The sequence below is a fragment of the Streptomyces calvus genome, assembly GCF_006782915.1.
Lineage (GTDB): Bacteria > Actinomycetota > Actinomycetes > Streptomycetales > Streptomycetaceae > Streptomyces > Streptomyces calvus.
Genome location: NZ_VCNP01000056.1, coordinates 44801 through 61984 on the forward strand (window position 1 = coordinate 44801; position 17184 = coordinate 61984).

At 72.6% G+C, this 17184-nt stretch carries 15 protein-coding genes; 10 read left to right on the forward strand and 5 right to left on the reverse strand.

Annotated features, from left to right (window positions below):
• The first annotated feature begins 41 nt into the window (after positions 1-41).
• Genes argJ through FGW31_RS28560 form a run of 4 tightly spaced genes read left to right on the forward strand, consistent with a single transcriptional unit; the run spans position 42 to position 3841 of the window.
• Positions 42-1193 (forward strand): bifunctional glutamate N-acetyltransferase/amino-acid acetyltransferase ArgJ, encoded by a 1152-nt coding sequence (gene argJ / locus FGW31_RS28545; protein WP_142196435.1) that lies wholly within the window; start codon positions 42-44, stop codon positions 1191-1193.
• A complete protein-coding gene (gene argB, locus FGW31_RS28550) occupies positions 1190-2092 on the forward strand; it encodes an acetylglutamate kinase (protein WP_142196436.1) in 903 nt (300 codons plus the stop codon). Before argJ ends, argB begins: the two co-directional genes overlap by 4 nt.
• Positions 2089-3294, forward strand: a complete 1206-nt coding sequence (locus FGW31_RS28555; RefSeq protein ID WP_142196437.1) for an acetylornithine transaminase — start codon at positions 2089-2091, stop codon at positions 3292-3294. The genes argB and FGW31_RS28555 overlap by 4 nt, the downstream gene beginning before the upstream one ends.
• Positions 3295-3301: 7 nt before the next feature.
• Positions 3302-3841, forward strand: a complete 540-nt coding sequence (locus FGW31_RS28560; RefSeq protein ID WP_142196438.1) for an arginine repressor — start codon at positions 3302-3304, stop codon at positions 3839-3841.
• A 128-nt stretch (positions 3842-3969) separates the two neighbouring features.
• Here the strand turns inward: FGW31_RS28560 and FGW31_RS28565 are convergent, their stop codons facing one another.
• The 4 genes from FGW31_RS28565 to FGW31_RS28580 all read right to left on the reverse strand — a co-directional run bounded on the left by FGW31_RS28565 (position 3970) and on the right by FGW31_RS28580 (position 8104).
• Positions 3970-4707 carry an FAD:protein FMN transferase gene (locus FGW31_RS28565; protein ID WP_142197269.1) on the reverse strand — a complete coding sequence of 246 codons (738 nt, stop codon included), beginning with the start codon at positions 4705-4707 and terminating at the stop codon, positions 3970-3972.
• A 55-nt stretch (positions 4708-4762) separates the two neighbouring features.
• Positions 4763-5632, reverse strand: coding sequence for an FMN-binding protein (locus tag FGW31_RS28570; RefSeq protein WP_142196439.1), 870 nt, complete (start codon positions 5630-5632; stop codon positions 4763-4765).
• Positions 5633-5739: 107 nt separating this feature from the next.
• On the reverse strand, positions 5740-7122 hold the full coding sequence (locus tag FGW31_RS28575; RefSeq protein WP_161174257.1) for a ferredoxin reductase family protein: 1383 nt from the start codon (positions 7120-7122) through the stop codon (positions 5740-5742).
• A 394-nt stretch (positions 7123-7516) separates the two neighbouring features.
• On the reverse strand, positions 7517-8104 hold the full coding sequence (locus FGW31_RS28580; protein WP_142196440.1) for a pyridoxamine 5'-phosphate oxidase family protein: 588 nt from the start codon (positions 8102-8104) through the stop codon (positions 7517-7519).
• 377 nt (positions 8105-8481) lie between these two features.
• Here FGW31_RS28580 and FGW31_RS28585 point away from each other — a divergent pair, with 377 nt between their 5' ends.
• From FGW31_RS28585 to FGW31_RS28605, 5 genes are all read left to right on the forward strand, one after another.
• On the forward strand, positions 8482-9675 hold the full coding sequence (locus FGW31_RS28585; RefSeq protein ID WP_142196441.1) for an argininosuccinate synthase: 1194 nt from the start codon (positions 8482-8484) through the stop codon (positions 9673-9675).
• A 102-nt stretch (positions 9676-9777) separates the two neighbouring features.
• Positions 9778-11211: an argininosuccinate lyase gene (gene argH, locus FGW31_RS28590; RefSeq protein WP_142196442.1), complete on the forward strand. Its 1434-nt coding sequence runs from the start codon at positions 9778-9780 to the stop codon at positions 11209-11211.
• Positions 11212-11418: 207 nt separating this feature from the next.
• Positions 11419-12390, forward strand: coding sequence for an aldo/keto reductase (locus FGW31_RS28595; protein ID WP_142196443.1), 972 nt, complete (start codon positions 11419-11421; stop codon positions 12388-12390).
• An 89-nt stretch (positions 12391-12479) separates the two neighbouring features.
• Positions 12480-13088: a TetR/AcrR family transcriptional regulator gene (locus tag FGW31_RS28600; protein ID WP_142196444.1), complete on the forward strand. Its 609-nt coding sequence runs from the start codon at positions 12480-12482 to the stop codon at positions 13086-13088.
• Positions 13085-14608 (forward strand): MFS transporter, encoded by a 1524-nt coding sequence (locus FGW31_RS28605; protein WP_142196445.1) that lies wholly within the window; start codon positions 13085-13087, stop codon positions 14606-14608. Before FGW31_RS28600 ends, FGW31_RS28605 begins: the two co-directional genes overlap by 4 nt.
• 268 nt (positions 14609-14876) lie before the next feature.
• Here FGW31_RS28605 and FGW31_RS28610 read toward each other — a convergent pair whose 3' ends face one another.
• Positions 14877-15548, reverse strand: coding sequence for a lysophospholipid acyltransferase family protein (locus FGW31_RS28610; RefSeq protein WP_142196446.1), 672 nt, complete (start codon positions 15546-15548; stop codon positions 14877-14879).
• A gap of 426 nt (positions 15549-15974) precedes the next feature.
• Between FGW31_RS28610 and FGW31_RS28615 the strand changes: the two genes are divergently transcribed.
• The gene (locus FGW31_RS28615) at positions 15975-17144 is read left to right on the forward strand and encodes a glycerophosphodiester phosphodiesterase (protein ID WP_142196447.1); all 1170 of its coding nucleotides are present in this window, start codon (positions 15975-15977) and stop codon (positions 17142-17144) included.
• Positions 17145-17184 lie beyond the last annotated feature (40 nt).

Consider the following 17184-nt stretch of genomic DNA (forward strand, 5'->3'; position numbering starts at 1 on the left):
CCCTCGCACCGCGCGGGCGGAGAAGCCAACGAGGAGACACAGTGAGTGTGACGGCCGCGAAGGGATTCACGGCGGCGGGCATCGCCGCCGGAATCAAGGAGAACGGCAACCCCGACCTGGCCCTCGTGGTCAACAACGGACCCCGCCGCGCCGCCGCCGGCGTCTTCACCTCCAACCGCGTCAAGGCCGCGCCGGTGCTCTGGTCCGAGCAGGTGCTCAAGAGCGGGCAGCTGTCCGCCGTCGTCCTCAACTCCGGCGGCGCCAACGCCTGCACCGGCCCCAAGGGCTTCCAGGACACCCACGCCACCGCGGAGAAGGCCGCCGAGGTGCTCGGCTGCGGCGCCGGCGAGGTCGCCGTCTGCTCCACCGGCCTCATCGGCGTGCTGCTGCCCATGGACAAGCTGCTCCCCGGGGTCGCGACGGCCGCCGCCGCGCTGTCCGAGCACGGCGGCGAGAAGGCCGCCATCGCCATCAAGACCACCGACACCGTGCACAAGACGTCCGTCGTCACCCGGGACGGCTGGACCGTCGGCGGCATGGCCAAGGGCGCCGGCATGCTCGCCCCCGGCCTCGCCACCATGCTGGTCGTCCTCACCACCGACGCCGACCTCGACAGCGCCACCCTCGACAAGGCCCTGCGCGATGCCACGAAGGTCACCTTCGACCGCGTCGACTCCGACGGCTGCATGTCCACCAACGACACCGTCCTGCTGCTCGCCTCCGGCGCCGCCGGAGTCACCCCCGGCTACGACGAGTTCGCCGAGGCCGTCCGGGCCGTCTGCGACGACCTCGGCCAGCAGCTCATCCGCGACGCCGAGGGCGCCAGCAAGGACATCAAGGTCGAAGTGATCAACGCCGCGACCGAGGACGACGCCGTCGAGGTGGGCCGCTCCATCGCCCGCAACAACCTCCTGAAGTGCGCCATCCACGGCGAGGACCCCAACTGGGGCCGCGTCCTGTCCGCCATCGGCACCACGTCCGCCGCCTTCGAGCCCGACCGGCTCAACGTCGCCATCAACGGCGTCTGGGTCTGCCGCGACGGCGGCGTCGGCGAGGACCGCGACCTGGTCGACATGCGCTACCGCGAGGTCCACATCGTCGCCGACCTCGCCGCCGGCGAGCAGACCGCCACCATCTGGACCAACGACCTCACCGCCGACTACGTCCACGAGAACAGCGCCTACTCCTCATGACCACCACGCGTAAGCACACCGCGCTGCCCAAGGCGCAGATCCTCATCGAGGCCCTGCCCTGGCTGACCCGGCACCACGGGAAGACCGTCGTCATCAAGTTCGGCGGCAACGCCATGGTGGACGAGGACCTCAAGGCCGCGTTCGCCCAGGACGTGGTCTTCCTGCGGCACGCCGGCCTCAAACCGGTCGTCGTGCACGGCGGCGGACCCCAGATCAGCGCCGCCCTCGACCGGCACGGCATCGTCAGCGAGTTCAAGGCCGGCCTGCGCGTCACCACCGAGGACGCCATGGACGTCGTACGGATGGTGCTCGCCGGACAGGTGCAGCGGGAACTGGTCGGGCTGCTCAACCGGCACGGGCCGTTCGCCGTCGGCCTCACCGGCGAGGACGCGCACACCCTCACCGCCACCAAACACCGGCCCCGCATCGACGGCGAGCCGGTCGACATCGGCCGGGTCGGCGAGATCACCGCCATCGACACCGGCGCGATCGAGGCGCTGCTCGCCGACGGCCGCATCCCGGTCGTCTCCTCGATCGCCCGCAGCCAGGACGACCACCACGTCTACAACGTCAACGCCGACACCGCGGCCGCGGCACTCGCCGCCGCACTCGGCGCCGAGACCCTCATGGTCCTCACGGATGTCGAGGGCCTCTACGAGGACTGGCCCAACAGCGACGAGGTGATCAGCCGCCTCACCGCGTCCCAGCTCGAAAAACTCCTGCCGGAACTGTCCTCGGGCATGGTGCCGAAGATGGAGGGCTGCCTGCACGCCGTGCGTAACGGCGTCACCACCGCCCGCGTCATCGACGGCCGGGTCCAGCACTCGATCCTGCTGGAGATCTTCACGGACGAGGGCATCGGCACCATGGTCGTGCCCGACGAACAGGGGGAGTCGTGACCAACGAAGAGCTGACCCAGCGCTGGCAGGGCGCGCTCATGAACAACTACGGCACCCCGCGCCTGCCGCTCGTACGCGGCGAGGGCGCCCGGGTGTGGGACGCCGACGGCCGGGAGTACGCCGACTTCGTGGGCGGCATCGCCGTCAACGCGCTCGGCCACGCCCACCCGGCCGTCGTCGAGGCCGTCAGCCGGCAGATCGCCTCGCTCGGCCACGTCTCCAACCTGTTCGTCGCCGAACCGCCCGTCGCCCTCGCCGAACGGCTGATCCAGCTCTTCGGCCGCGAGGGCCGGGTCTACTTCTGCAACTCGGGCGCCGAGGCCAACGAGGCCGCGTTCAAGATCGGCCGGCTGACCGGGCGGACCCACATGGTCGCCACCGACGGCGGCTTCCACGGCCGCACCATGGGCTCCCTCGCGCTCACCGGCCAGCCCGCCAAACGGCAGCCGTTCCTGCCGCTGCCCGGCGACGTCACACACGTCCCGTACGGCGACGCGCAGGCGCTGGCCGCCGCGGTCACCGAGGACACCGCACTGGTGATCATCGAGCCGGTCCAGGGCGAGAACGGGGTCGTCGTGCCCCCGGCCGGCTACCTGAAGGCGGCCCGCGCCATCACGGCCGCCACGGGCGCGCTGCTCGTGCTGGACGAGGTGCAGACCGGCATCGGCCGCACCGGCAACTGGTTCGAGTACCAGGCCCACGAAGGAGTCCTGCCGGACGTCGTCACGCTCGCCAAGGGACTCGGCGGCGGACTGCCGCTCGGCGCCACCGTCGCCTTCGGACGCGCCGCCGACCTGCTGCAGCCCGGTCAGCACGGCACGACCTTCGGCGGCAACCCGGTCGCCTGCGCCGCCGGACTCGCCGTCGTCGACACCATCGCCAACGACGGACTGCTGGACAACGTCAAGCGGCAGGGCGAGAAACTGCGCGCCGGAATCGAGGCGCTCGGCCACGCCCTGGTCGACCATGTCCGGGGCGCGGGCCTCCTCCTGGGTATCGTGCTCACCGAGCCGCTCGCGCCCCAGGTGCAACAGGCGGCTCAGGACGCCGGATTCCTCGTGAACGCGCCCGCCCCCGATGTCGTACGGCTCATGCCGCCGCTGACCCTCGGGGACGACGTGGTGGACGCCTTCCTCGGGGCGCTGCCCGGCATCCTGGACGAGGCCGGCAGGCCGGGCGGGGAAGGACGATCCGGAGAATGAGACGACGATGAGCCAGGAGCAGGACCAGGGCCAGCACGCCGGGCCTGCCGTGCCGCAGACGCGCACCGCACGCCACCGCCGGATCGTGGACATCCTCAACCGGCAACCGGTGCGCAGCCAGAGCCAGTTGGCGAAACTCCTCGCCGACGACGGGCTGAGCGTCACCCAGGCGACGCTCTCCCGGGACCTGGACGAGCTGAACGCGGTGAAGATCCGCAACACCGACGGCGACCTCATCTACGCGGTGCCGAGCGAAGGAGGGTTCCGCACGCCCCGCGCGCCGCTGGGGGAGTCCGCCAAGGAGGAGCGGATGCGGCGGCTCTCCCAGGAGCTGCTGATCTCCGCGGAGGCCTCGGCGAACCTGGTGGTCCTGCGCACCCCGCCCGGCGCGGCGCAGTTCCTCGCCTCGGCCATCGACCAGGCGGAACTGCACGACATCCTCGGCACCATCGCCGGCGACGACACGCTGCTGCTGATCAGCAGGGAGCCGACGGGCGGGCAGGCGCTGGCGGAGCACCTGCTGCGGCTCGCCCAGAACGGGCACTGAGGCCGGAACCGTGCGGACGCTGACGGTTCGCGCGGGGCGGGCGCTGACGGCTTGTGCGGAAGGGGCGCTCGCCGGCAACGGTCGCTGAGGAGCGGGCTGAGGTGCGGGGCCGTGGACCGCGGCCCGGTTCACCCCAGCCAGGCCGCCAGCCCGCCGGTGCAGCGGACCTCGTCGCCCGCCGTGACGAGCAGGGCCTCGGCGTCCGGCAGCGACTCCAGCCAGCCGAGGGCCCCTCGCGAACCCATCGCGAAGGCCGCCGTGGCCCAGCAGTCGGCCCAGGTCAGCCGGGGCGCGACGACGGTCACGGCGACCAGGTCGGTGACCGCGGAACGGCCGGTGCGAGGGTCGACGATGTGCTCACCGCGCTCCACGGTGCCCGAGGTGGCCACGGCCAGCTCCGCCGCGCCGGCCGCGGAGACGACGGCGGCCAGAGCGCCGGGGCGCAGCGGGTCCGACACACCGACCCGCCACGGCCGGTCCGCCCCCGGCACGCCCAGCAGCTGGACGTCGCCGCCGCCGTTGACGCTCACCCCCGCCGCCCCGGCCCCGGCGATCCGCCGCGCCGCCCGCTCGGCGGCCCAGCCCTTGACGATCCCGGTCGGGTCGAGACGGCCCCGGTAGCGAGGGCTGAACCAGCCGTCGCTCACCCGTTCCGCCTCCGCGGCCAGCTCCAGCACCTCCGCGACCTCGGGATCGCACTCCCCGAGCGTCAGCTCCCCGCGGGCCAGCCGGGAGACCTGGCTGTCGTCGCGGTAGGTGCTGAACACCTCGTCCACCCGGTGCAGTTCGGCGACCGCCGCCTGCAGTGCGGCGCGGACGGCGGCGGGTTCCCCGCCGCGGACGTCGAAGGAGAAGACGGTCCCCATCGTCTCCTCCGCGTGACGCACCGCGGCGGGAGTCCCGGCGGACTCGTCCACCGCGTCAGCCACCGGCCCGGTCCAGCGCCGACTGGAGCGACTGCTTGTACCCGGCGCTGGTGTAGGTGGCGCCGGACACGGCGTCGATGTCCGCGTTCCCGCCCGCCACGGCCGCCCGGTTGAGCTTCGGTACGGCGTCGGAGGTGATCCGGTCGCTCTGTCCGCCACGGGGCGCCTGGACCGCCTCGGCCCTGGTGATCCTTCCGCCGTTGACGGTGATCCGCGCCTGCACCGGCCCGTACCGGGTCTGCGCCGCGTCGCCGGTGACGGTCCGGGCGGCCCGCTCACCGCCCGCCTCCCCGGAGCCGGACCCTCCGGACCCTCCAGACTCTCCGGACCCTCCAGACTCTCCGGACGAGCCCGATGAGCCTGACGAGCCCGACGAGCCGGCCGGTCCCGAGGACCCCGGCGCCCCGGAGTCCCCGGCCGCCCGCGCCTTGTCGAGCGCCGACTGGAGCGACTGCTTGTACCCGGTGCTGGTGTAGGTGGCGCCGGACACGGCGTCGATGTCCGCGCCCTGCGCGGTGACGACCGCCCGGTTGAGCCGGGGCACGGCGTTGGAGGTGATCCGGTCGCTCTGCCCGCCCGCGGGTGCCCGGACCGCCTCCGCCTTGGTGATCCTTCCGCCGCTCACCGTCAGCCGGACCTGCACCGCGCCGTACTGGGTGCGGGCCGCGTCGCCGGTGACCGTGCCGTCCCCGACGGGCCGGGCCCCGCCCTGCGGGGACCCGGCCGCCGCGGGCGGGACGGAACCGCCGGCCGCGGCGGCCGAGCCCGGATCGGACGCCGGTTTGAGCGACAGCAGCAGCACGATGCCGGAGACGGTGGCGGCGGTCGCGAGGACGGCACGCCGGACGGGATGGGACTTCCTCATCGCTTCTCGAGCTCCTGACGGGTGTGGACGACAGCTCCTGACGGGTGCGGACGACAGCTCCTGACGGGTGTGAACGACAGCTCCTGGCGGGGTGGACGGCCCGTCGCTCACATCTCGAACGACTCGTGGTGGATGCGGCGGGCGGGGACCCCGGCGCCGCGCAGTGCCTCGTACACCGACCGCGCGAAGCCGGGCGGCCCGCACAGGAAGACGTCGTGGCGGTCGATGTCCGGGATCTTCCGCCGCAGGCTCTCCGCCGAGATGTCCGGACGCTCACCGCCGGGGCTGTTCACCGCGTACATCAGCCGGGCGCCGCGCTCGTCGGCGATCCCGGCCAGCTCGCCCCACAGCGCCAGGTCCTGTGTGCTGTTGGCGCGGTACAGCAGCGTGATGTCGCCGGAGGCGCCGGGCAGCGTCTCGAACAGCGCCCGCATCGGAGTGATGCCGACGCCGCCCGCGACCAGCAGCACCTTGCCGCGGCTGCGGCGCTGCGCGGTCAGCGCCCCGTACGGGCCCTCCGCCCACACCCGCGTGCCCGGCTCCAGCTCGCGCAGCCGGGAGCTGTGGTCGCCGATCGCCTTCACCGTGATCCGCAGCATGTCCGGGCGGGGCGCCGCCGACAGCGAGTACGGGTGGGAGCTGAAGCGCATCCCGGGCGCCAGGAACCGCCAGCGGAAGAACTGCCCGGCCTCCGCGCCCATCCGGTGCAGCCGCCGCCCGCGGATCAGCACCGACACGATGCCCGGCGTCTCCTCGACGACCGCCTCGACCCGCATCCGGTGCCGAAGGTTGAGCCGGACCGGCGTGATGATCCGGTACCACAGGACCAGTACCGTCACGGTGCCGTAGAGCCCGTACCAGAAGGTCTTCGCGGCCGGTTCGACGGCGAACTCGTTGCCGGTGGTGATCTGGTGCCAGAACGTCAGGTACACCGCCGCGTACGTCAGCAGGTGCACGTGGTACCAGGCGTCGTACGGCAGCCGGCGCCGGATCCCGCCGACGGACAGGAGCGCGATCAGGAACAGCAGGCCGGTGCCGGCGGCGGCCTTGCCCATGTCCGGGAGCGTGGTGACGGAGGTGACGGTCTGCTGCACGATGCCGCCGAGGCTCCGGCCCGCCTGACGGGCGTAGCCCCACATGATCAGGAAGACGTGGGCGAGCACCAGGCAGACGGTGTAGCGGCCGCTCATCGCGTGCCAGCGGGCGACCCGGTCCGAACCGACCCGGCGCTCCAGCGCGGGCACCCGCGCCATCTGCAGCACCACCAGCGCCATCAGGTAACCGGCGAGCAGACCCGTGATCCGGCCGGCGGCGACGATCCGGCCGGTGGTGTCGGCGATGGACGCGGTGCTGCTCCACCACAGCCAGAGCACGGCCGCCGCGCCCGCCGCCACGGCGAGCAGCAGGGGGACGGCGGGGGAGCGGCGCGGACGGATGCGGCGCATCGTCTGGCGGCGGGCGGCACGGCCGCCGGCGAGCGTGGTGGTCACGGTTCCTCCGTGGGACTCGGCCCTTGGCCCACGAGTACGTGCCGTCACGCGGGAGCGTTCAGCGCCGCTGCCGGTTCGGCAGCGCGTGATCGCCGTGCGCCCGCCCTTCGTCCCGAAGCGGCCCGGCGCGGAACCGGCCGTCACTCGGCGTCCGCTCCTGCGGTTCCGTCAGGTGGGCGTGACGGAGACCGCGCCCGTGCCCGGCGCGGTGATCAGCCGGCTGCCGCCCCCGGTGTCCGCCGTCCGCGTCGGCAGCGGCGGGGGCGGACGGCCCGGCGCCGGGCACGAGCAGGGCCGGCGGGAGGAGGACGGCGGGGGCAGCGGTGTCGGGGGCGTCGTCGTGCCGCCGACGGTGCGCGGCGGTCGTCGCGGGGACGACGGCCGGGCGCATGGCTCAGACCGTGGAGGGCGGCAGCGGCAACGGCAGCCCGGGAAGTCCGTCCAGGCTGGTCGCGACGTGCTCCTTCTTGGTGAAGTACGCGTCGAGCGAGGTGTCGTCCTCCCGCGCGAACCGCTTCCCGTGCAGGTCCCGGTCGCTCTCGTACGTCATGAGGGGCACCGCGTACCCGCAGGTGTCCCGGATCAGTTCGGCCGTCACGACGACGATCGCGCGCAGGCCGTGGTTGCCCGGGTCGATGTCCGGGAAGCGGGCGAGCAGGTCGCCGAAGCGCGGGTCGTCTCGGAAGACCGGCTCGCCGCGGCCGTGCACGCGGACGATGTTCGGCGGGCCCTGGAAGGCGCACCACATCAGGGTGATGCGGCCGTTCTCCCGCAGATGGGCGATGGTCTCGGCGTTGGAGCCGGCGAAGTCGAGGTAGGCGACGGTGCGCTCGTCGAGGACCGCGAAGGAGCCCTTGAGCCCTTTGGGCGAGAGGTTGACCGTGCCGTCGGCGGACAGGGGTGCGGTGGCGGTGAAGAAGACCGGCTGTTCCTCGATGAAGGTGCGGAGGCGGCCGTCCATGCGCTCATAGGTCTTTCCCATGTCTAACGATTATGGACGCGAATCTTTCGCTCGTCTAAGGAATTGCGAAACGCGCCGGAGGGGTCCGCGGCCGCCCCGGCCGGCGCGTACACGGGGCGGTCGCGGCGCCTGCCGCCCCACTCGGTGAAGGGCAGGCGGCCGGCGGGCCGGGACGGTCGGCGGTCCGGCGGTGGTGGCGACGGGTCCGGCCGGCGCGGCGTCCGCGGTCGCGCAGGGGTACGGGTCGGCGGTGGTCACCGTTCACGCGCGCCATGGACCCGGCCTCCGTACGGCCGGATCCATGGCCCTCCGGGGAGGGCGGACCCGGGCGGATTGACGAATCATGCGGACTCCTGCATACTCATGCATGTCAGCGAATGCACTGTGAGGAGAAACCCGTGACCGAGCGCGTCGTACTCGCCTACTCAGGCGGTCTGGACACCTCCGTCGCCATCGGCTGGATCGCCGAGGAGACGGGCGCCGAGGTCATCGCCGTTGCGGTCGACGTCGGCCAGGGCGGCGAGGACCTGGACGTCATCCGCAAGCGCGCGCTCGCCTGCGGTGCCGTCGAGGCCGAGGTCGCGGACGCCAAGGACGAGTTCGCCGAGGAGTACTGCCTCCCGGCGATCAAGGCCAACGCCCTCTACATGGACCGCTACCCGCTGGTCTCCGCCCTGTCCCGGCCGACGATCGTCAAGCACCTCGTCGCCGCCGCGCAGAAGCACGGCGCCACCACCGTCGCCCACGGCTGCACCGGCAAGGGCAACGACCAGGTCCGCTTCGAGGCCGGCATCGTCGCCCTCGCCCCCGACCTGAAGTGCATCGCCCCGGTCCGCGACTACGCCATGACCCGCGACAAGGCCATCGCCTTCTGCGAGGCCAAGGGCCTGCCGATCGCGACCACCAAGAAGTCCCCGTACTCCATCGACCAGAACGTCTTCGGCCGCGCCGTCGAGACCGGCTTCCTCGAGGACATCTGGAACGCGCCGATCGAGGACGTCTACGAGTACACGCAGAACCCCGCCCTGTCGCGTGAGCCCGACGAGGTGATCATCACCTTCAAGGAGGGCGTCCCGGTCGCCATCGACGGCAAGCCCGTCACCGTGCTCCAGGCCATCCAGCAGCTCAACGAGCGCGCCGGCGCCCAGGGCATCGGCCGGATCGACATGGTCGAGGACCGCCTCGTCGGCATCAAGTCCCGCGAGGTGTACGAGGCCCCCGGCGCGATCGCCCTGATCACCGCCCACCAGGAGCTGGAGAACGTCACCGTCGAGCGCGAACTCGCCCGCTACAAGCGGCAGGTCGAGCAGCGCTGGGGCGAACTGGTCTACGACGGCCAGTGGTTCTCCCCGCTCAAGCGCGCCCTGGACGGCTTCATCACCGAGGCCAACCAGCACGTCAACGGCGACATCCGGATGACGCTGCACGGCGGCCGCGCCGTCGTCACCGGCCGGCGCTCGGAGTCGTCGCTGTACGACTTCAACCTGGCCACGTACGACACCGGCGACACCTTCGACCAGGCCGCCGCCAAGGGCTTCATCGACATCTACAGCCTGTCGTCGAAGATCGCCGCCAAGCGCGACCTCGCGTAAGCGCCGGACGGTCCTCCGCACGCACTAGCCTGACAGCCGCCTCCCCGCTTGCCGAGAGTGGGGAGGCGGTCGCACATCGCCATCTTCCCGAGGAGCAACGCAGTGAGCAGCAACAGCGGTGACGTACGGCTCTGGGGCGGCCGTTTCGCCGACGGTCCCGCCGAGGCCCTGGCGAAGCTGTCCGCGTCCGTCCACTTCGACTGGCGGCTCGCGCCCTACGACATCGCCGGCTCGCGCGCCCACGCGCGCGTCCTGCACACCGCGGGCCTGCTCACCGAGGACGAACTCACCCGCATGATCGAGGGCCTGGACCGGCTGGAGGCCGACGTCGCCGACGGCTCGTTCACCGGCACCATCGCCGACGAGGACGTCCACACCGCCCTGGAGCGCGGACTGCTGGAGCGCCTCGGCCCGGACCTCGGCGGCAAGCTGCGCGCCGGCCGGTCGCGCAACGACCAGGTGGCGACCCTCTTCCGCATGTACCTGCGGGACCACGCCCGCACCATCGGCGGACTGATCGCCGACCTCCAGGACGCGCTCGTCGGCCTCGCCGAGGCCCACCCGGACGTGGCCATGCCCGGCCGCACCCACCTCCAGCACGCCCAGCCGGTGCTCTTCGCCCACCACGTCCTCGCCCACGTCCAGGCGCTGTCCCGGGACGCCGAGCGGCTGCGCCAGTGGGACGAGCGGACGGCCGTGTCGCCGTACGGCTCGGGCGCCCTGGCCGGTTCCTCCCTCGGCCTCGACCCGGAGGCGGTCGCCAAGGACCTCGGCTTCGAGCACGGCTCCGCCGCCAACTCCATCGACGGCACGGCCTCCCGGGACTTCGTCGCCGAGTTCGCGTTCATCACCGCGATGATCGGCGTGAACGTCTCCCGGATCGCCGAGGAGATCATCATCTGGAACACGAAGGAGTTCTCCTTCGTGACGCTGCACGACGCCTTCTCCACCGGCTCGTCGATCATGCCGCAGAAGAAGAACCCGGACATCGCCGAGCTGGCGCGCGGCAAGTCCGGCCGCCTCATCGGCAACCTCACCGGCCTGATGGCGACGCTCAAGGCGCTGCCGCTGGCGTACAACCGGGACCTCCAGGAGGACAAGGAGCCGGTCTTCGACTCCATCGACCAGCTGGAGATCCTGCTGCCCGCCTTCACCGGCATGATGGCCACCCTCACCGTGCACCGCGAGCGCATGGAGGAACTGGCCCCGGCCGGCTTCTCGCTCGCCACCGACATCGCGGAGTGGCTGGTCAAGCAGGGCGTGCCGTTCCGCGTCGCGCACGAGGTGGCCGGCGAGTGCGTCAAGGCCGCCGAGGCCGAGGGCAAGGAGCTGGACGAGCTGACCGACGAGCAGTTCGCGAAGATCTCCTCCCATCTGACGCCCGAGGTCCGCACCGTCCTCAACGTCCCCGGAGCGCTGGCCTCCCGCAACGGCCGCGGCGGCACGGCGCCGAGCGCGGTCGCCGTCCAGCTCGCCGAGGTCAAGGCGGACGTGGCGGCCCAGCACGCCTGGGCGAACGCCGGGCGGCAGAGCTGACCGGACGCCGCTGAGGGCGGCCCACCTCCGGGGCCGTGCCGGTGCGGCCCGTCGCGCGGACGCGACGGGCCGCGAACGGCCGGCACCCGTCAACGAACGGCCCGCGCCCGTCAACGCGCCGGGCGCCCCGCGCTCTTCGGCGGGGCCGGGCCCACCTCGGGTTACGTTGGTCGTCAACCGTGCCGGAACCGACCGACGGAGCCCGCGATGCCCTTCGCCCGACTGGCAACAGCGACCACCCCCACCTGCCACATCGGCCTCGGCCTCGCCGCCGTCGGCCGCCCCGGCTACATCAACCTCGGCCGGGACGAGGACCTCGGCGAGGACCGGGACGTGGAGACGCTGCGCGCCCGCACCCACGAACTCCTCGACGCCGCCTACGCCCAGGGCGTGCGCTACGTCGACGCGGCCCGCTCCTACGGCCGCTCCGAGGAGTTCCTCGCCGACTGGCTGGCGCGCCGGCCGGACGCCGCCGACGTCGTCGTCGGCAGCAAATGGGGCTACACCTACACCGCCGACTGGTCCACCGACGCCGAGCGGCACGAGGTCAAGGACCACTCCCTCGCCGCGTACGAGCGTCAGCGCGCCGAGTCCGAGGCGCTGCTCGGGGACCGGCTGGACCTCTACCAGATCCACTCGGTGACCCCGGACAGCCCCGCCCTCACCGACAAGGAGCTGCACGCCCGGCTCGCGGACGCGGCGGCCGGCGGGCTCACCGTCGGCTTCTCCACCAGCGGCCCCGCCCAGGCGGACGCCATCCGGGCCGCCCTCGCGATCACGGTGGACGGCGAACCGCTCTTCCGTACCGTGCAGTCCACCTACAACGCGCTGGAGACCTCCGCCGGGCCCGCGCTCGCCGAGGCCCACGACGCCGGACTCACCGTGATCGTCAAGGAGGGCATGGCCAACGGCCGGCTGGCCGGCCCGCACGCCCCCGAAGCGCTGCGTGCCGTCGCCGAGGAGACGGGCCTGGGCCCCGACGCCGTCGCGCTCGCCGTCGTCCTGCGGCAGCTGTGGGCCGGTGTCGTCCTCTCCGGCGCGGCGACCGTCGCCCAGCTCGCCTCCAACCTCCACGCCGCCGCCGTCGACCTCACCGACGAGCAGCTCGCCCGCCTGGCCTCCCTGGTCGAGGAGCCCTCGGCCTACTGGGCGCGGCGCGGCGGACTGCCCTGGCACTGAGCCCCCGGTCGTCCTCCGGCGGTCGACAGCCGTGAGACTCGTACGCCTTGAATGAGACATGAATGTCTCACATGGGGTACGGTTGTCTCATGGCTGTCGATCGTGACCACGTGCTGCGCAGCGCCGCCGCGCTGCTGACCCGCAAATCCACCGCGACCATGGACGAGGTCGCCAAGGCCGCCGGGATCAGCCGTGCCACGCTGCACCGGCAGTTCGCCGGGCGGGACGCGCTCGTCCGGGCGCTGGAGGCGCTCGGGATCGCGGAGTGCGAGGCCGCCCTGGAGGCGGCCCGGCCCGACGACGGGCCCGCCGGTGACGCCGTGCGCCGGCTCGTCGCCCGCATCGAACCGCACGCCCCGCTGCTCGCCTTCCTCTACTCCGAGAACCAGCTCTTCGAGGGCGAGGAGCTGAACGAGGGCTGGACCAGGATCGACGAGCGCATCGCCGCCCTGTTCCGGCGCGGCCAGTCGAGCGGCGAGTTCCGCATCGACCTCACCCCGGCCTGGCTCACCGAGGCCCTCTACGGACTGCTGGCCTCCGGGGCCTGGGCGGTGGCCGAAGGCCGGGTCGCCCCCAGGGACTTCACCCACATGGTCACCGAACTGCTGCTCGGCGGTGTGCGACGCCCCGACGCCCCGGCGCACCCGGACACCCCGGCCCGCCGGACGGACGACCGGGAACGAAGGGCGGACGCATGACCGGCACACTGCGCCAGGAGACCGCGGCCGAGGCGGTGCGACGGCCGGGCCGGTGGCTCGCGCTCGGCGTCCTCGTACTCGCCGTCCTGCTGGTGGCCGTCGACGCGACCGTCCTCGGCCTGGCCACCCCGTACATCAGCGAGGACCTCGCACCCACCGGCAGCCAACTGCTGTGGATCGGGGACATCTACTCGTTCGTCATCGCCGGTCTGCTCGTCTCCATGGGCAGCCTCGGCGACCGCATCGGCCGCAAGCGGATCCTGCTCGGCGGCGCCACCGCGTTCGGCGCGATATCCGTGCTCAACGCCTACGCCGGCACGCCCGAGTTGATGATCGCCGCCCGCGCCCTGCTCGGTGTCGCCGGCGCCACCCTGATGCCGGCCACCCTCGCCCTGATCCGCAACCTCTTCCACGACCCGCGCGAACGCAGCCTCGCCGTCGGCATCTGGGGCGCCACCGCCTCCGCCGGTGCCGCGGTCGGGCCCGTCGTCGGCGGCTTCCTCCTCGAACACTTCTGGTGGGGATCGGTCTTCCTGATCAACCTGCCCGTCATGGCCGTCCTGGTGGTCGTCGGCGCCCGGCTGCTCCCCGAGTCCCGCAACCCCGACCCCGGCCCCTGGGACCTGATCGGCGTCGTCCTGTCCCTGGTCGGCATGGTCGGCGTGGTGTACGCGGTGAAGGAGGCCGCCTCGCACGGCTTCGGCACTTCCGTGGCGGCCGCGGGCCTGCTCGGCGCGGGCGCGCTGTACGGGTTCGTCCGCCGGCAGCTGACCCTGCCGGCCCCGCTGCTGGACATGCGGCTGTTCCGGCACCGCGGTTTCAGCGGCGCCGTCCTGGCCGACCTGCTGAGCATCCTCGGACTGTCCGGACTGGTGTTCTTCCTCTCCCAGTACCTGCAACTGGTCCAGGGCAGAAGCCCGTTGGAGGCGGGACTGGCCGAACTGCCCGCCGCGATCGGCGCGGTGGCGGCCGGACTGGTCGCGGGCCGCGCCGCCCGGCGCTTCTCGGTGCGCTCGGTCGTCGCCGGCGGACTGGCCACCGTGGGCCTCGCCCTGGCCGCGCTGACGGTGATCGGCCAGTCCACCGGCTACCCCCTGCTCGGGACGGCACTGCTGGTGGTGGGCGCCGGCGCCGGTTTCTCGTTCACCGTGACGGCCGACGTGATCCTCTCCAGCGTGCCCAAGGAACAGGCGGGCGCCGCCTCCGCCGTGTCCGAGACCGCCTACGAACTCGGCGCGGCCCTCGGGATCGCGGTGCTCGGCTCGATCGTGACCGGCGTCTACCGCGACTTCACCGGCCCCGCCGGAACCCCCGCCGAGGCGCACGAGTCGCTGGGCGGCGCCGTCGAGGCGGCCGCCGGTCTGCCCGGCCAGGTCGCGGTGCCGATGCTCGACGCGGCCCGCCGGGCCTTCGTCGACGGCCTCGCCCTCGCGGCGGGCACGGGAGCGGCGATCCTGCTGGCGGCATCGGTGGCCGCATGGTTCATGCTCCGCGGCCAACGCCTGGAGGACCGCCCCTAGGGTCTGTCGTTTGGATCAGGTCGGCTGGGAGACGCAGCGCTTCTCAGCCCACCAGAGCGGGGCGTGGTGCGTGCAGTTGCAAGGCGGAGGAGGGCGGCTACGCGGAGCGTCGACAACCGACGACAACGCAGCAGATGTGCGTGCCACGCCCCGCGAAACCGACATGATCCAAACGACAGACCCTAGCCGTCGACGGGGCGCCGGGAACCGCGCGACCGGCCACGACCCGCCCGCACCCGCAGCGCCACCCCAGGTCGGCGCCCGCCGTCTACGCCGCCTTCGCCTTGCTGGCGTACATGTCGACGTACTCCTGCCCGGACAGCCGCATCACCTCGGCCATCACCGAGTCGGTGACCGCCCGCAGCACATAGCGGTCACGGTCCATGCCGTCGTAGCGGGAGAACTCCATCGCCTCGCCGAAGCGGACCGTGACCTTGCCCGGCCGGGGCAGACCCGCACCGCCCGGCTGCAGCTTGTCCGTGCCGATCATGGCGAACGGCACCACGGGCGCGCCGGTCATCAGCGTGAGTCGGGCGATGCCCGTACGGCCCCGGTACAGACGGCCGTCGGGGGAGCGGGTGCCCTCCGGGTAGATGCCGAAGACCTTGCCCTCCTCCAGCACCCGGCGCCCGGTCATCAGCGCCGCCACCCCGCCCCGGCCGCCGTCGCGGTCCACCGGGATCATGCCGACACCGGTGAAGAACCACGCCATCAGCCGGCCCTTGAGGCCCTTGCCGGTGACGTACTCGTCCTTGCCGATGAAGAAGACCTGACGGTCGCAGACGAGCGGGAGGATCATCGAGTCGATGAACGTCAGGTGGTTGCCGGCCAGGATGACCGGACCGTCGCCCGGGATGCGCTCCGCGCCCTCGACCTGTGGGCGGAACATCAGGCGCATGATCGGTCCGAGCACTGCCTTGATGAGCGCGAAGCGGGACAACGGGCCCTCCGGTACGAAGCGGACGTCGGTGAATGCCGTATGAGTCTGTGCAGGTGAGGACATTACTCGCGGGCCGGGGTGTTGCGCACATCGGGCTCGTGGGAGTTCACCGGTGTCTTACGCACTCGTGACGTGGTGTCCTCCGCCGCGACGTGCGCGCCACCCGCGCGCAACAGGGCCGTCACCCGGCGGCGCGGCCCGCCCGGATCCCCACACCCCGACGGGTCCCCCCGGTCGGCCGACCCAATCGGACGAGCCGTCACATCCCGGAAGCAATACGACGGACGCCCACCGCGGGTACGTCATCCGCACGAGGGGGGTACGACACCCAACATCACCCGTGTGTTCGGCCCGGGGTCTCCCGCCGGTCATCCACGCGCACCTACGATCGGCCCGCACCGAACGAGGCGACAGCAGGAGGCGCTCATGGCAACGCGGGAGTCGAACGAACAGACGGGCGGAACCCGACGGCGGGCCCTCCTCGGCGCGGCGGTGCTCGGCGCCTCCGGAACGGTCCTCGCACTGGGCGGCACGGCGGCCGCCGCCGACACCCGTCGCGGCGGCGGCAAGGGGCTGAAGGGCCTGCCCGTCCCGACGATCATCGGCCACCGCGGCGCCAGCGGCTACCGGCCCGAGCACACCCTCGCCGCCTACCAGCTCGCCCTCGACATGGGCGCCGACATCGTCGAGGCCGGCGACCTGGTGCCCACCAAGGACGGTCACCTCGTCTGCCGGCACGAGCCGGAGATCGGCGGCACCACGGACGTCGCCGACCACCCGGAGTTCGCCGACCGCAAGCGCACCAAGCAGCTCGACGGCGTCGCCACCACCGGCTGGTTCACCGAGGACTTCACCCTCGCCGAGCTGAAGACGCTCCGCGCCACCGAACGCATCCCGGCCAACCGCCCGCACAACACCCTCTACGACGGCCGCTGGGAGATCCCCACCTTCGAGGAGGTGCTGCGCTGGCAGGACGAGCAGACCCGCAAGCGCGGCAAGCAGGTCTGGATCTACCCCGAGCTGAAGCGCCCCACCTACTTCCGCAAGCTGGGCCTGGGCACCGAGGAGCGGCTCGCCGCGCTGCTGCGCAGGCACGGCAAGGACAAGAAGCACTCGCCGGTCGTCATCCAGTCCTTCGAGCCCATCAGCATCCAGCGGATGAACAAGCTCGTCGGCAACCCGCTCGCCGTCCTGCTCTCCGGCGCCGACACCCGCCCCTGGGACTTCGTCGAGACCGGCGACCCGCGCACCACCGCAGACCTCATCACCCCCGAGGGCCTGAAGGAGATCGCCTCCTACGCCGACGGCATCGGCCCGACCCTCGACCTGGTCATCCCGCGGGACTCCGCCGGCCGGCTCACCGAGCCCACCACCCTGGTCCGCGACGCGCACCGGGCGGGTCTCATCCTGCACCCCTACACGCTGCGCAACGAGAACCCCTTCCTGCCCGCCGACTTCCGCAAGGGCACCGACCCCGACGCCTACGGCGACGTCTTCGGCGCCTACCGCGCCTACTTCGCCACCGGCATCGACGGCGTCTTCACCGACCACCCGGACACCGGACTGCTGGCCCGCGAGGACTTCGTCAACGGCTGACACCGCCCGCCACCGGTCGGGGTGAACCACGGGCCGTCCC